The 14,962-nt window shown below is 70.3% G+C and carries 14 protein-coding genes and 1 tRNA gene; 13 read left to right on the top strand and 2 right to left on the bottom strand.

What is annotated here, in order from left to right; all coding sequences use genetic code 11:
• Window positions 1–19 precede the first annotated feature (19 nt).
• The 4 genes from ACI3KY_RS01470 to ACI3KY_RS01455 all read left to right on the top strand — a co-directional run bounded on the left by ACI3KY_RS01470 (window position 20) and on the right by ACI3KY_RS01455 (window position 3,509).
• A complete protein-coding gene (locus ACI3KY_RS01470) occupies window positions 20–1,108 on the top strand; it encodes a VIT1/CCC1 family protein (RefSeq protein WP_404928427.1) in 1,089 nt (362 codons plus the stop codon).
• Window positions 1,109–1,190: 82 nt separating this feature from the next.
• Window positions 1,191–1,276: transfer RNA gene (locus tag ACI3KY_RS01465), tRNA-Leu, on the top strand.
• 57 nt (window positions 1,277–1,333) lie between these two features.
• Complete coding sequence (locus ACI3KY_RS01460) at window positions 1,334–2,629, top strand: M20/M25/M40 family metallo-hydrolase (RefSeq protein WP_404928426.1); 1,296 nt, start codon at window positions 1,334–1,336, stop codon at window positions 2,627–2,629.
• 58 nt (window positions 2,630–2,687) lie between these two features.
• Window positions 2,688–3,509 carry an undecaprenyl-diphosphate phosphatase gene (locus ACI3KY_RS01455; RefSeq protein WP_404928425.1) on the top strand — a complete coding sequence of 274 codons (822 nt, stop codon included), beginning with the start codon at window positions 2,688–2,690 and terminating at the stop codon, window positions 3,507–3,509.
• Window positions 3,510–3,546: 37 nt separating this feature from the next.
• On the opposite strand, the gene ACI3KY_RS01450 is transcribed toward ACI3KY_RS01455, so the two are convergent.
• Window positions 3,547–4,422 carry a PAC2 family protein gene (locus ACI3KY_RS01450; protein ID WP_404928423.1) on the bottom strand — a complete coding sequence of 292 codons (876 nt, stop codon included), beginning with the start codon at window positions 4,420–4,422 and terminating at the stop codon, window positions 3,547–3,549.
• A 92-nt stretch (window positions 4,423–4,514) separates the two neighbouring features.
• Between ACI3KY_RS01450 and ACI3KY_RS01445 the strand changes: the two genes are divergently transcribed.
• The 9 genes from ACI3KY_RS01445 to lnt all read left to right on the top strand — a co-directional run bounded on the left by ACI3KY_RS01445 (window position 4,515) and on the right by lnt (window position 14,522).
• On the top strand, window positions 4,515–5,228 hold the full coding sequence (locus ACI3KY_RS01445; RefSeq protein WP_404928422.1) for an HAD family hydrolase: 714 nt from the start codon (window positions 4,515–4,517) through the stop codon (window positions 5,226–5,228).
• Complete coding sequence (locus ACI3KY_RS01440) at window positions 5,225–6,241, top strand: tRNA (adenine-N1)-methyltransferase (protein ID WP_404928421.1); 1,017 nt, start codon at window positions 5,225–5,227, stop codon at window positions 6,239–6,241. Before ACI3KY_RS01445 ends, ACI3KY_RS01440 begins: the two co-directional genes overlap by 4 nt.
• A 9-nt stretch (window positions 6,242–6,250) precedes the next feature.
• Entirely contained in the window at window positions 6,251–7,216 is a 966-nt protein-coding gene (locus tag ACI3KY_RS01435) for an FKBP-type peptidyl-prolyl cis-trans isomerase (protein ID WP_404928420.1), read from the top strand.
• A 45-nt stretch (window positions 7,217–7,261) separates the two neighbouring features.
• Window positions 7,262–8,257 carry a helix-turn-helix transcriptional regulator gene (locus ACI3KY_RS01430; protein ID WP_404928419.1) on the top strand — a complete coding sequence of 332 codons (996 nt, stop codon included), beginning with the start codon at window positions 7,262–7,264 and terminating at the stop codon, window positions 8,255–8,257.
• Complete coding sequence (locus ACI3KY_RS01425; RefSeq protein WP_404928418.1) at window positions 8,254–9,216, top strand: helix-turn-helix transcriptional regulator; 963 nt, start codon at window positions 8,254–8,256, stop codon at window positions 9,214–9,216. Before ACI3KY_RS01430 ends, ACI3KY_RS01425 begins: the two co-directional genes overlap by 4 nt.
• Window positions 9,217–9,283: 67 nt before the next feature.
• A complete protein-coding gene (tatA, locus tag ACI3KY_RS01420; RefSeq protein WP_194415545.1) occupies window positions 9,284–9,532 on the top strand; it encodes a Sec-independent protein translocase subunit TatA in 249 nt (82 codons plus the stop codon).
• A 67-nt stretch (window positions 9,533–9,599) separates the two neighbouring features.
• Window positions 9,600–10,367, top strand: a complete 768-nt coding sequence (gene tatC, locus ACI3KY_RS01415) for a twin-arginine translocase subunit TatC (RefSeq protein WP_404928463.1) — start codon at window positions 9,600–9,602, stop codon at window positions 10,365–10,367.
• The gene (locus tag ACI3KY_RS01410) at window positions 10,364–12,886 is read left to right on the top strand and encodes a DEAD/DEAH box helicase (RefSeq protein ID WP_404928417.1); all 2,523 of its coding nucleotides are present in this window, start codon (window positions 10,364–10,366) and stop codon (window positions 12,884–12,886) included. The genes tatC and ACI3KY_RS01410 overlap by 4 nt, the downstream gene beginning before the upstream one ends.
• 67 nt (window positions 12,887–12,953) lie before the next feature.
• A complete protein-coding gene (lnt, locus tag ACI3KY_RS01405) occupies window positions 12,954–14,522 on the top strand; it encodes an apolipoprotein N-acyltransferase (protein WP_404928416.1) in 1,569 nt (522 codons plus the stop codon).
• A gap of 23 nt (window positions 14,523–14,545) precedes the next feature.
• Here the strand turns inward: lnt and ACI3KY_RS01400 are convergent, their stop codons facing one another.
• Window positions 14,546–14,929 carry an RNA polymerase-binding protein RbpA gene (locus tag ACI3KY_RS01400; RefSeq protein WP_404928415.1) on the bottom strand — a complete coding sequence of 128 codons (384 nt, stop codon included), beginning with the start codon at window positions 14,927–14,929 and terminating at the stop codon, window positions 14,546–14,548.
• Between the last annotated feature and the right edge of the window lie 33 nt (window positions 14,930–14,962).

The raw sequence follows: 14,962 nt of genomic DNA, 5'->3' as shown, positions 1-14,962 counted from the left end.
CCCCCGACTGGAGGCCCGAGTGAGCGCGCCCACCGCACCGACCGACCGAGATCGCCGCCGCTGGGCGCAGTACCTCGTGAACGAGCGCGCCGAGGCGCGCGTGTATCGCGAGCTCGCCGGCCGCCGTGACGGCGAGGAGCGCGAGATCCTCCTCGCGCTCGCCGAGGCCGAGGGGCGGCACGAAGCGCATTGGCTCGAGCTGCTGGGTGCGGAGCCGGCGCGGCTGCCGCGGCCCGACGTGCGCACCCGCCTGCTCGGCAGCATGGCGAAGAGCTTCGGGTCGATCTTCGTGCTCGCGCTGGCCCAGAGCGCGGAGGCACGCTCGCCCTACGACGACGAGCCTTATGCCACGGCCACCATGGCGGCCGACGAGAAGGTGCACCACGAGGTGGTGCGCGGCCTCGCAGCCCGGGGGCGCCGTCGCCTGTCCGGCACCTTCCGGGCCGCCGTGTTCGGCGCCAACGACGGCCTCGTGTCGAACCTCGCCCTGGTGATGGGCATCGGCGCCACGGGCGTGTCGAGCCAGTTCGTGCTGTTCAGCGGCATCGCCGGCCTCCTCGCGGGCGCCCTCTCGATGGGCGCGGGGGAGTTCGTCTCGGTGCGCTCGCAGCGCGAGCTCCTGGCCGCCACCGAGCCGAGCGACTTCGCCGACGGCGCCATCCCTCACCTCGACATCGACGCCAACGAGCTGGCGCTCGTGTACCGGACGCGCGGGATGCCGGAGGCCGAGGCGATCGCGCGGGCCCGGCGCATCGTCGAAGCGGCGCGGTCCGCCGGGCAGGGCCGCGCCGAGACCGGCCCGATCGTCGTCCCCGATCACGGCGACGTCGTCGGCAGCGCATGGGCGGCGGCGCTCTCGAGCTTCCTCTTCTTCGCCTCGGGCGCGATCATCCCGGTGCTGCCGTGGATCTTCGGTCTCTCGGGGCTCGCGGCCGTCGTGCTGGCGCTCGTCCTCGTCGGGGTCGCGCTGATGTCGACCGGCGCCGCCGTCGGCCTCCTGTCGGGCGCTCCGCCGCTCCGCCGGGCGCTCCGGCAGCTCGCGATCGGGTTCGGCGCGGCCGCCGTCACGTACCTCCTCGGTCTGCTGTTCGGCGTCTCGATGGGGTGACGCGCCCGGGCGCCCCGCGATTCGTTGAACCTCCGGTGACGTGGTAATGTCATTCCTCGGTTGCGAAACCGAAAACCACCTTGCGCGGGTGGCGGAATAGGTAGACGCGCTAGCTTGAGGTGCTAGTGCCCTTTAACGGGCGTGGGGGTTCAAGTCCCCCCTCGCGCACAGTGAAGAAGGCCCCCGAAAGGGGGCCTTCTTTCGTCAGATGAGAGGTTTGTCCGCATGCCTGAAGCCGAGCTTCCCGAAGTCGCCGCCGTTGCGCGCGATCTCATCCGCTTCGACACGACCAATCATGGCGGCGGCCGGGCGGCGGGGGAGCGGGAGGCGGCGGAGTACGTCGGCGCCTACCTGTCGGACCTCGGACTGACGCCCGAGTTCTACGAGCCGATCCTGCGCCGCACGAACGTCATGGCGCGGGTCCCGGGCCGCAATCGCGACAAGCCCGCCCTCGTGCTGCACGGCCACCTCGACGTCGTCCCGGCGATCGCCGACGACTGGAGCGTCGACCCCTTCGCGGGCGTCGTCCGCGACGGGATGCTGTGGGGCCGCGGCGCCGTGGACATGAAGGACATGGACGCCATGATCCTGACCTCGGTGGCCGACATCCTCCGCTCCGGCGAGCAGCCGGAGCGCGACCTCGTCCTGGCGTTCTTCGCGGACGAGGAGAACGGCGGTGTCGAAGGCTCCGCACTCGTCGTCAAGGATCGCCCAGGCTGGTTCGAGGGCGCAACGGAGGCCATCAGCGAGGTCGGCGGCTACTCGATCCCGGTCGGCGACCGCCACGCGTACCTGCTCCAGGTGGGGGAGAAGGCACTGGTGTGGATCCGGCTCGTCGCGCGCGGGCGTGCCGCGCACGGCTCGAGCTTCCACGCCGACAACGCCGTCACACGCCTCGCGGAGGCCGTCGCGGCACTCGGCCGCACGGCGTGGCCGGTGACGCTCACCGACACCACCCGCGAGATGACCGCACGCCTCGCCGAGCTGACCGGCCAGGCATCGGACGACGCGGATGCCGTCGCGGCAGCCACCGGCGCGGCATCCGGATTCCTGCGTTCGACGCTGCGCACCACGACCAACCCGACCGGCCTGGTCGCGGGCTACAAGCACAACGTCATCCCCGACCGCGCCGAGGCGCTCGTGGACGTGCGCGTTCTGCCGGGCACCGAGGAGGCTGCCCTGGCCGACATCCGCCGCATCGTCGGCGACGGCGTGGACGTCGAGGTCGTCCATCAGGACATCGGCCTCGAGGTGCCGTTCTCCGGCGACCTCGTCGACGCCATGGTGGCGGCACTCGGCCGCCACGACCCCGGCGCACCGGTCGTCCCGTACCTGATGGGCGGCGGCACCGACAACAAGGCGCTGGCCGCACTGGGCATCTCCGGTTACGGATTCGCCCCGCTGCGGCTGCCGGCCGAGCTCGACTTCACAGGCATGTTCCACGGCGTCGACGAGCGCGTGCCGATCGACGCGCTGGTCTTCGGCCAGACTGTGCTCACCGACCTGCTCCGCACCTACTGAAGTCCCGGACGGACGCCGCGACACCGCGGCAGCCGTCAGGCCCGTCTGAAAGGCGCCCATGCTTCTCGAAGCGATCATCCTCGGCTTCGTCCAGGGACTGACCGAGTTCCTGCCGATCTCGTCGAGCGCGCATCTGCGCATCCTCGGCGAGTTCCTGCCCTCGGCGCAGGATCCGGGTGCCGCCTTCACCGCGATCACGCAGATCGGCACCGAGGCGGCGGTCGTGGTCTTCTTCTGGCGCGACATCGTGCGCATCATCGGGCACTGGTTCCGCGCCCTGTTGGGGCGCATCCCGCGCAACGATCCGGACGCGAAGCTCGGCTGGCTCATCATCATCGGCTCGATCCCGATCGTGGTGCTCGGCCTGCTCTTCCAGGACCAGATCGAGACCGTCCTGCGCTCGCTCTGGATCACGGCGGGCATGCTGATCTTCTTCGGCGTGCTGCTCGGCATCGCCGACCACGTCGGTGCGAAACGACGCAAGCTCGAAGACATCACGATCGGCCAGGGCGTGATCTACGGCTTCGCGCAGTCGCTCGCCCTGATCCCGGGCGTGTCACGCTCGGGCGGCACCATCACCGCCGGACTCTTCATGGGCTACGAGCGCGCCGCCGCCGCCCGCTACGCGTTCCTGCTCGCCATCCCCGCGGTGTTCGGCAGCGGGTTCTTCCAGCTGGTCAAGAGTCTCGACGAGCCCGGCGTCTTCACGCTCGGCGAGACGGCCGTCGCCACCGGCATCGCCTTCATCGTCGCGCTCGGCGTGATCGCGTTCTTCATGAACTGGATCTCCAAGCACAGCTTCCTGCCGTTCGTGGTCTACCGCGTCGCGCTGGGGTCGCTGCTGCTGGTGCTGCTCAGCATGGGCGTCATCAACCCGTAGAAGAGCCGACGGCGGACGACGTGCGAGCGGATGCCGCTCAGCGGCGCGGGTCGTCGCGTCCGGGCTTGCTCGGCCCGTCGCCCGGCTTGCCGTCGGTCCGGCGAAGGTACCGCTCGAACTCCTGCGCGATCGCGTCGCCGGACGCCTCGGGCGAATCCCAGGTGTCGCGCGTGCGCTCGAGCTGGTGGATGTAGTCGGTCATCTCCTCGTCGTCCGCCGCCGCCGCGTCGATCGAGGCCTCCCAGGCGGCCGCCTCGGTGGCGAGGTCGCCGCGGGGCACCGGCGCGCCGGTCAGGTCTTCGAGCTTGTCGAGCAGGGCGAGCGTCGCCTTGGGCGACGGGGTGTGACCGGCGACGTAGTGCGGAACGCTGGCCCAGAGACTCGCCGTCGGGATGCCGGCGCGCTCCGCGGCGTCGCCCAGAACGCTGAGGATGCCCACGGGACCCTCATAGGAGCTGCGCTCGAGCTCGAGCGTGTTGCGGAGGTTCTCGTTGTCGCTGCCCGCGAACACCGAGATCGGGCGGGTGTGCGGCACGTCCGACATCATCGAGCCGATCGCGACGAAGCCCGTGATGTCCTCCCGCAGGGCGATGTCGACGAACTCGGACGAGAACGCCTGCCACGCGCGAGCCGGCTCGACGCCCGTGAGCAGCCACAGCTGCGTGCCACGGGTGGCACGCGCGGGGCGCAGCAGCGTGGCCTCCGGCCACTGCAGGGTGCGTCGGCCATCCGCATCGGCGGCGATGTGGGGGCGGGTGTACTGGTAGTCGAAGTAGAGCTCGGGGTCGACGGAGAACACCGTCTCGTACGAGCCGCCCTCGCGCAGCTGCGTGATCGCGGAGGACGCGGCTTCGCCCGCGTCGTTCCATCCGTCGAATGCAGCGACGAGAACACGACGACCCAGTCCGTCCACGGGACCCCCTCCGCCCGCATCGGCCGCGGGCTCCCTCCAGGATATGCCCCCCTCTCGGCGGACGGTCGGAGCCCCGTCGGTAGGATTGCACGGTGAATGCGCCTCCTCTCGCCGCCGTCCTCTGGGATATGGACGGCACCCTGGTCGATACCGAGTCCTATTGGATGGCAGCGGAGACCACCTTGGTCGAGAGCTTCGGCGGCACGTGGTCGCACGAGCAGGCGCTGCAGCTCGTCGGCGCGGGACTCGAGGACTCGGCCGGCGTCTTCCAGGCCGAGGGTGTTCGTATGGGTGTCCGCGACATCGTCGACCATCTGACGGACGACGTGATGCGTCAGCTCGCCACCACGGGCGTGCCGTTCCGCCCCGGTGCTCGCGAGCTGCTCGCGGATCTGCGCGCGAACGGCGTCAAGACGGCGCTGGTGACGATGTCGCTGAGCCGGATGGCGCGGGCGGTCGTCGATCTGATCGACTTCGACGCGTTCGATGTCGTCATCGCCGGCGACGACGCGACGCGGCCGAAGCCGTATCCCGACGCCTACCTGCAGGCATGCGAACTCCTCGGTGTCAGCCCTGCCGAGGCCGTCGCGATCGAGGACTCGTCGACGGGCGTGCGCGCGGCGGTCGCGTCCGGTGCGTCGGTGATCGGGGTGCCGCTCATGGTGTCTCTGACCGGCGCGGGCGCGCACGTGCTGTGGGACACCCTCGACGGACGAACCGTCGACGACCTGACCGCCTTCCATCAGTCGCACCGGGCGCGGTTGCGCGCCGGCGGCGCCACCGCCGTCGAGGAGAATGCACGATGACCGACGAGATCACCCGCCCGAGCGGCCCGTTCCGACTCGGCGATCGCGTTCAGCTCACCGGTCCCAAGGGACGCCTCCACACCATCACGCTGCGCGAGGACGGCGAGCTGCACACGCACCACGGCGTGCTCAAGCACACGCAGCTGATCGGCCAGCCCGATGGTTCCGTGGTCGCCAACAGCGGCGGCCACGAGTACCTGGCGCTGCGCCCGCTGCTGCGCGATTTCGTGATGTCGATGCCGCGCGGCGCCGCCATCGTCTATCCGAAGGATGCCGCGCAGATCCTCGCGGAGGCCGACATCTTCCCCGGCGCCACCGTCGTGGAGGCCGGCGTCGGGTCGGGAGCGCTGTCGCTCTGGCTTCTGCGGGCGATCGGCGACGCCGGGAGGCTCGTGTCGTTCGAGCGCCGGGACGACTTCGCCGCTGTCGCCCGTGCCAACGTCGAGACGTTCATCGGAGAGGTCCCCGGCAACTGGGACGTCGTCGTGGGGGATCTCGCCGAGGAGCTGACGACTACGGTGGCTGCGGCATCCGTCGATCGCGTCGTCCTCGACATGCTGGCGCCGTGGGAGTGCATCGACGCCGTCGCCGAGGCGCTCACGCCCGGCGGCGTGGTGGTCTGCTACGTCGCGACAGCGACGCAGCTCAGCCGTGTCGCCGAGTACATCCGCAGCACGGGGCTGTTCACCGAGCCGGGCGCGAACGAGACGATGGTGCGCGGCTGGCACGTCGAAGGGCTCGCCGTGCGCCCCGACCACCGGATGGTCGCCCACACCGGCTTCCTCATCTGGGCGCGCCGGCTGGCGCCGGGCGCCGTCGCACCCGAGGTCAAGCGTCGCGCGTCGAAGTCGAGCTACGGCGACGAGGACGTCGAGCTGTGGACGCCCGGTGCGGTCGGCGACCGGCAGATCACCGACAAGAACCTGCGCAAGCGCGTCCGCGAGGCGGAGCGTGCGGCGGAGGGGGCCCGTCAGGCGGCGGGACGCGCGGGCGCGCCCGACGGCACCGCCTAGACTGTTCCGGTGCGCAAGATCCCCGCTGCCCTCGCCGTCCTGGGACTGGTGACCGTCGGCCTGGCCGGATGCTCGATGCCCGGCTCGTCGTCCGACTGCTCTCGTCCCGCCGTGTCCGACGCCGACGTGATGGACCTCATCGACGTCACCGGCGACACCGACGAGCAGCCCGAGGTCGACGTGTACACGCCGCTGCGCGCGCACGACCTCGCCTACGAGGACGTGGTCGTCGGCGACGGAACACCGATCACCGCACAGAACCAGCTGATGGTCGTCGATGTCGCGCTGTTCAGCGGCACCACCGGCGAGCCGCTCGTCGCCACCGCGTACGACGGCGATCTGTCGAGCGTCACGTCCCCCGCGCAGTGGACCACGAACTTCCCGGGCTTCGAAGACGCGCTCCAGTGCGCGACCGACGGCTCGCGCATCGCGGTCGCGCTGTCGCCCGACGACATGGCGGACGGCGTGGCCAAGGGCTTCGGCCTGGCCGACGACGACACCGCGGTCGCGATCATCGACGTGCGGAAGGTGTACCTGCCCGCCGCCGACGGTGCGAACCAGTTCAACAGCGGATTCGGCTTGCCCAGCGTCGTGCGCGCGCCCGACGGCCGCCCGGGCCTCATCATCCCCGATGGAGCTCCGCCCACCGATGTCGTCGTCCAGACGCTGAAGAAGGGCACCGGCGAGAAGGTGACCGGCGACCAGCCGGTGCGCGTGCACTACACCGGCGTGGTGTGGGGCGAGAACGAGGCTTTCGACAGCACGTGGGACGGCGAGCCGGCGTCGGTCACGCTCGACGGCGTGGTGCCGGGCTTCGCTCAGGCGCTCGAGGGCCAGACGGTCGGCTCGCAGGTCCTCGTCGTGGTGCCGCCCGACCAGGGCTACGGCGATGAGGCCCAGGGCGCCATTCCGGCGGACTCGACGCTCGTGTTCGTCATCGACATCCTGGGTCTGGACGTCGCACCCGAGGAGTGACCCGGCGTTCGTCTGCGGGGCCGTGCGCGGCCCTAAGATAGGCGGGTGCCTGCCACTGCCGCCGCGAAGATCCCGCCCGAGGAGCGCCTTGTCAACCTCGTGGTGGCCCTCATCGCGACCGACCAGGGGCTGACCAAGGACACCATCCTCACCTCGGTCGCCGGCTATCGCGAGCAGAGCGAGGCGGGTGCCTCGAAGGATGCGCTCGAGAAGATGTTCGAGCGCGACAAGGAGTCGCTGCGCGGCCTGGGTGTGCCGATCGAGACGATCGGCGACTGGGCCGACCCCGACGACCTGCGCGAAGCGCGCTACCGCGTGCCGACCGCCGAGTACGAGCTGCCCGAAGACATCGAGTTCACGCCTGCCGAGCTGGCGCTCTTGACTCTCGCGGGCGGTGTGTGGAGTCAGAGCTCGATGTCGGACGACGCGCGCAGCGGTCTGCGCAAGATCCGGGCGCTCGGCGATCTGGTCGACGAGCCGATCATCGGCTTCTCGCCCCGGCTCAGCCTGCACGATCCTGCTTTCCCGCCGTTGCAGCAGGCGATCGAGCAGAGCACCGTCGTCACTTTCCCCTACCTCAAGCCCGGCGAGGACGCGCCGCGCACGCGCCGTGTGCAGCCGCTCGCCCTCGTCGAGTACGAGGGCCGCTGGCACGTGTTCGGCATCGACCTCGACGTCCGGGCCGATCGCACCTTCCTCCTGCAGCGCATCGTCGGGCCGGTCGTGCTCACACGCGTCTCGTTCGACCCTGCTCTACGCGAGGGCGCCGGTGACCGCGCCCTCGCGGGCCTCGAGGCGGTCGCGGCGCGCAACTCGGCGCTCCTCGAGGTCAATCCCGGCACCGAGGCCGCCCTCCGGCTCGCCCGCCGCGCGCAGCCGGCCGAGCAGGGCATCCGCGTGCCCTACGTCGACGAGCACATCTTCGCCGACGAGCTCGCCTCGTACGGACCCGAAGTGCGCGTGGTCGCACCGGCCGAGCTGCGAGATCGCGTGATCGACCGCCTCGCCGCAGCACGCGACCTGCATCGGGGAGCGTCATGAGCGCGCGCCGCCCGCTGGTGGCGACCGATCGGGCCGCGCTCATGCTGCAGCTCGTGCCGTATCTCGTGGGCAAGGGCGAGGTCTCGCTCGCCGAGGCCGCCGACGAGTTCGATGTCTCACCCGAGCAGATGCGCTCTATGGTCGAGAAGCTCACGGTGATCGGGCTGCCCGGCGACCGGGGCTACTGGCAGATGGCGAACGACCTGTTCGACATCGATTGGGATCTCCTCGACGAGCGCGACCTCATCGTCATCACGAACTCCGTCGGCCTCGAGCGGTCGCCCAAGCTCACCGCCCGCGAGGCGGCGGCGCTGCTCGCCGGCCTGCAGCTCGCCCGCTCCATCCCCGGTGTCGGCGACACCGACCTCTATGCCGGCCTGCTGGCGAAGCTCGCCCGCGGAGCGTCCGGGATGCCGGCGGAGGTCATCCTCGCTCCCGAGCCGGTCGACGCCGTGCGCGACCTCGTGGCCGACGCGCTGCGTCGCGGTGTCGCGGTCTCGTTCACCTACAAGGCGCCGGACGCCTCTCCCACGACCCGCACCGTCGACCCGGTCAAAGTCCACATCGCCAGCGGCCAGTGGTACCTGCAGGGCTGGTGCCACCTTCGCGAGGCGATGCGCACCTTCCACCTCGACCGTGTGAGCGACCTCGAGCTCACCGGCATCCCGAGCACCCACGCGGGGGAGCAGGCGCCCGACTGGTTCGACACCGACGCCGGCGAGGTCGTCGCGCGCATCCGCTTCGCCGAGGAGGTCGCGCCGCTGCTGGGCGACTACCTCGATCGCGCGACGCTCGCGACCTCCGACGGGGTCACGATCGCGACCATGCGCGTCGCCGACGAACTGAGCCTGCGGCGTCTCGCGACACGCCGAGGAGGCGCCGTCGAGGTGCTCGAGCCCGCCGGTGCGCGTCGCGCCGTCGCGGAGTGGGCCGAAGCCGGCTTGGTGCAATACCGCTGAGGGCGACGATGCATCGCCGGCGCAGGTTACACTGGAGCCACATCCGCACCGACAAGGGAGACTCCGCATGGGCGCATTTGGATGGCCGCATCTTCTGATCATCCTCGCGGTGATCCTGCTCCTCTTCGGGGCCGCGAAGCTTCCGGCTCTCGCCAAGAGCGTTGGTCAGTCCGCCCGGGTCTTCAAGGGCGAGATGAAGGCGATGAAGGACGACGACACGGCGGGCAAGTCCAAGACCGAGAACGTCGCGGCCGAGACTCCGAAGGCCGACACGCCCGCCAGCCCGAGCAGCAGCACCGCAGACCCGTCCTCCTGACCCGGGCGTGGTCACGACGGAGCCATCGCGCATCGAGGAGCCCGAGCAGCCTCGGCGCGACAAGCGGATGTCCCTCGGCGGGCACCTGCGCGAACTGCGGAAGCGATTCTTCATCGCTGCGGCCGGCCTGGTGGTCGGCATGGTCATCGCGTTCCTCATCAGCGGCTGGGTGATCGACCTGCTCGCGCAGCCGATCGTGCAGATCGCGAAGGAGCGGGGCGACCAGGACATCGCCCTCAACTTCACGACGGTCGCGAGTGGTTTCGATCTGCACATGCGGATCGCCTTCGCGATCGGCCTGCTGATCTCGGCGCCGGTGTGGCTGTGGCAGATCTGGGCGTTCATCATGCCCGGGCTCACCCGCAAGGAGGTCCGCTACACCATCGGCTTCCTCGGGGCAGCGATCCCGCTGTTCATGGCCGGCCTCTACGTCGGCTGGCTCATCATGCCGCACATGGTGGTGCTGATGGCGAACTTCGTGCCCAACGACCAGGGCATCGCCCAGTTCTACGACTACGCCACGTACTACGACTTCGTCTTCAAGCTGCTGCTGGTGATCGGGGTGTCCTTCGTCACACCCGTCTTCCTCGTCGCCCTGAACCTCGCCGGCGTGGTGTCGGGCCGCGACATCCTCAAGGGGTGGCGCGTAGCCATCATCATCATCACGGTCTTCGCAGCCATGGCGACCCCCGCCGCGGACGTCACCTCGATGCTGCTTCTGGGGGGCATCCTGTGCGTGCTGTACTTCGCCGCGGTCGGCCTCTCGATGCTGTTCGACCGGCGTAAGGCGAAACGCGACAAGGCTGCGGGGCTCCTTCCGCCCGAGGTGTCGTGAGCGACCCCGCTCCCGCCGAGCGCTACGCACGCGCCAGCGACGCCGCCCGACTCGAGCGCACCTACCCGGTCACGGCGGCATTCGCGGCATCCCAGCGCTTCACTCTCGATCCGTTCCAGATCGAAGGATGCCGCGCACTCGAGGACGGCCGCAGCGTGCTGGTCGCCGCGCCCACGGGGGCGGGCAAGACGATCGTCGGCGAGTTCGCGGTGCATCTGGCCATGCGGACGCCGGGAGACAAGGCGTTCTACACGACGCCGATGAAGGCGCTCTCGAACCAGAAGTTCCGCGAGCTGCAGGACGTCTACGGACCTGATGAGGTCGGCCTGCTGACCGGCGACACGAACATCAACGGCAACGCGCGCATCGTCGTCATGACGACCGAGGTGCTGCGCAACATGCTCTACGCCGACTCGCCGGCGCTGCGCGGCCTCAGGTATGTGGTCATGGACGAGGTGCACTATCTCGCCGACCGCTTCCGCGGCGCCGTGTGGGAGGAGGTCATCATCCACCTCGCGCCCAGCGTGCGGCTGGTGTCCCTGTCGGCCACGGTGTCGAACGCCGAGGAGTTCGGCGACTGGCTCGACACCGTGAGGGGAGACACGCAGGTCATCGTCTCGGAGACCCGTCCGGTGCCGCTCGAGCAGCATGTGCTCGTCCGGGGGGATCTGCTGCCGCTGTTCGACGACCGCGCCGGCATCGCCACGGCGCAGGTCAACCAGGAGCTCATGCGGATCCGGTCGTTCAAGGGACCGAACTTCGAGAACAACCGGCGGGCCCAGCAGCTGCGCAGCGGCGACCGCGGTGAGCGCGCGCGTTACGCGGGCGGCGGGTACGAGGCATCCCACCGGCGCCCGAATCGGGGCAATAAGCGGCCCGTGCGCTCGGCGAACGTGCAGCGGATCGAGCGGCTGGACCGGCCTGACGTCGTCGAGCTGCTGTCGCGGGCGAATCTGCTCCCGGCGATCTTCTTCATCTTCAGCCGCGTCGGCTGCGACGCGGCCGTGCAGCAGGTGCGACGCTCCGGCGTGCGGCTCACGTCGCAGGACGAGCGACGCGAGATCCGTGCCGTCATCGAGGAACGCACCCGCTCGCTGCTCGAAGAGGACCTGGCGGTGCTGGGCTTCTGGGAGTGGCGGGAGAATCTCGAGCGCGGGGTCGCCTCCCACCACGCGGGACTCCTGCCGGCCTTCAAGGAGGTCGTCGAGGAGCTGTTCCAGCGCAAGCTCGTGAAGGTCGTGTTCGCCACCGAGACGCTCGCGCTCGGCATCAACATGCCCGCCCGCACCGTGGTGCTCGAGAAGCTCGAGAAGTTCAACGGCGAGGCACGCGTCGCGATCACCTCGGGGGAGTACACGCAGCTCACCGGGCGGGCCGGGCGTCGCGGCATCGATGTCGAGGGGCACGCGGTGATCCAGTGGACCGAGGCGCTCGACCCGCAGGCGGTCGCCGCCCTCGCGTCGCGGCGCACGTATCCGCTGAACTCCAGCTTCCGCCCGACCTACAACATGGCGGTCAATCTCATCGACCAGTTCGGCCGGGCCCGGGCGCGAGAGATCCTCGAGTCCTCGTTCGCGCAGTTCCAGGCCGACCGTGCGGTGGTGGGCCTCGCCCGCCAGGTGCGCGAGCAGGAGGAGTCGCTCGCGGGGTACGCCAAGGCGATGACGTGCGACCGCGGCGACTTCGCGGAGTACTCCGGCATCCGGCGGGAACTCAGCGACCTCGAGAAGCTGAACCGCAAGGACGTCAGTGCGGCACGGCGTACGCGCGACGAGCGGAATCGTCGCATCACGAGCCTGCGCAAGCGCATGCAGCGCCACCCGTGCCATCAGTGCCCGGACCGCGAGCATCACGCCCGCTGGGCCGAGCGCTACTGGAAGCTCAAGCGCGAGATCGACAAGCTGCGGCGTCAGATCGATACGCGCACCGGCACCGTGGCGCGGATCTTCGACCGCGTCGTCGACGTGCTCGCCGCGCTCGAGTACGTGGCCGTCGCCGACGACGGTTCGACCACGCTCACCCCCTCCGGCCGCACCATGCGCCGCATCTACGGGGAACGCGATCTGCTGGTCGCCGAGTCGCTGCGCCGGGGGATCTGGACGGACCTGGATGCCGCGTCCCTGGCCGCGCTCGCGTGCTCGCTGGTGTACGAGCCGCGGCGCGACGATGCCGGACCGGGTGAACACGGCCTGCCGCGCGGCGCCTTCCGGCACGCCTTCGACGCGACCCTCACGCTGTGGCAGGAGCTCGAAGACCTGGAGGAGGAGCACCGGCTGCCCGGTACCGAACCCGTCTCGGCGGGACTGGCGCTGGCGATGCACACCTGGGCGCGCGGCGGCATGCTCGACCGGGTGCTGACCGAGGCCGACATGGCGGCGGGCGACTTCGTGCGGTGGGCGAAGCAGACCATCGACCTGCTCGACCAGCTGTCGATCGTCGCGGACCAGCCGATCGCGGGTACCGCCCGCAAGGCGCTGGACGCCGTCCGTCGTGGCATCGTCGCCTACTCCACGGTGTAGCGCCCCTCAACGGGCTCAGCCTGCGCCCGGGACGAACGCCTTCCCCGGCTCGCCTAGGGTGGAATCCGTGCCACCCGACGCGCCGTCCCGTCCGCCGCTGCCGCGCCCGCTGCTGCCGCTGTGGGCGGCGGTCATCGCCGCTGCCGCCGGCGGACTCGCCCTCACCACCGCCTTTCCGGCGCTGGGCTGGTGGCCCACGGTGTTCGTCGCGATCCCGCTGACGCTGATCAGCCTCATCGGCCGGCGCATCTGGACGGCCGCGCTGGTCGGCCTCGTCTTCGGACTGGCGTTCTTCCTGGTGAACGTGTCGTTCACCGCGCGCTATCTCGGTCCCGTCCCGTGGATCGCCCTCGCCACGCTCGAGGCGCTGCTGACCGCGGCGACGGCGGTTCCCATCGCACTGGCCTACCGATGGCTCCCGCGCGTGCGGACCGGCGCCTGGGCGCGCCTCGTGGCCCTCCCGGCGATCGTGGCGGCCCTCTGGGTCCTCCGGGAGCAGCTGCTCGGCACCTGGCCGTACGGCGGCTTTCCGTGGGGACGTGTCGGCATCTCGCAGGCCGACAGTCCGCTCGCGAGCGTCGCATCCTGGGTCGGCGTCGCCGGTCTCTCGTTCCTCATCGTCATGCTGTGCGCGAACGGCGTCGAGTGGGTGCGGCTCCGCCGGTATCGCGACATCCGCACGGCGATCCCGTTCGCCGCAGTGGCGATCCTGTTGTTCGCGCTCCCGCAATTCCCGACCACGGATGCCGGCACCATGCGCGTCGGCGCGGTGCAGGGCAACGGACCCGCCGGTTACTTCGATGAGCGCGGCCGCAATGACGTGCTCAACGCCGAGCTGCAGGCCACGGCTCCGCTGTTCGGCGAAGACCTCGACGTCCTGCTGTGGCCCGAGGGCGGCGTCGACTCGGATCCCACCATGAACGCGAGCACCGCCGCCACGCTCGACGCGCTCACGGATCGCCTGGAGGCGCCGCTCGTCGTCGCGGCGGTCACTCAGCGCGGCGACGAGTACTTCAACTCATCGCTGCTGTGGGAGCAGGACGCCGACAACCCGGTCGACGTGTACGACAAGCGGCACCCGGTGCCCTTCGGCGAGTACGTGCCGGATCGCTGGCTCTACCGCCTGTTCGCGCCGGACCTCATCGACCTCGTCCAGCGGGAGTACACACCCGGCGGGGCCCGGCCGTTCTTCGATGTGAACGGCGTCGGCGTCGGCCTCGCCATCTGCTTCGACGTGATCTACGACGACGTTATCTGGGACGGCGCGCAGGACGGCGCCGAGATCTACATGTTCCAGACCAACAACGCCGACTTCCGCGGCACCGACGAGAATCTGCAGCAGCTCGCGTTCGCGCGCATGCGCGCGGTCGAGACCGGCCGGTCCGTGGTCAACATCTCGACCGTCGGCACCAGCCAGATCATCGCCCCGGACGGCTCGATGATCGCCGGCATCCCCGCCGACACCGCAGGCCACATGCTCGAGGACGTGCCGTTGCGCACCGGTCTGACCCCCGCGGTGACGTTCGGCGGCGCGATCCAGCTGCTGCTCGTGTGGGGCGGCGTGATCGCGCTGGTCAGTCTCGGAGTGCTCGGCCGTACGCGCCCTCGTGCCAACACGAAGACGCCGGCCCCGTAGGGCCGGCGTCGCGTGGATGCGGGTCAGGCGCTGAGCTTGTCGGCCGCGACGTTCTCGCCGGCTCCGCGGCGGGCGCGGATGAAGGCGAGGCGCTCCTCGAGGAGCTCTTCGAGCTCCGGAAGGGTGCGGCGCTCCAGCAGCATGTCCCAGTGGCTGCGGGGGATCTTGTCTCCCGAGTGATCGACGGTCGCGGTGCCCTCGCCCACCCGCAGCAGCGCTTCGGCGCCGCACGTGCGGCACTCCCACGCAGGCGGGATCTCGGCGTCGGCCGCGAAGGTCAAAGTCGTGTCACGCCCACACACGGTGCAGGTATAGCTGTGCTGTGCGCGTTCATGGAACACGACGCCCTCTTCGCTCTGTAGGCTCTGGGCGCCGAGTCGGATGCCGCGCAGACTGCGGTCTGCCATTTTGTGGTCCTCTCGTCGCTGTATAGGTATAAC

Origin of the sequence: Microbacterium sp. ZW T2_14 (assembly GCF_044987405.1) — a bacterium.
Lineage (GTDB): Bacteria > Actinomycetota > Actinomycetes > Actinomycetales > Microbacteriaceae > Microbacterium.
Note: the sequence above shows the minus strand (reverse complement) of the source record. Positions and strands in the feature narration are given on the sequence as shown.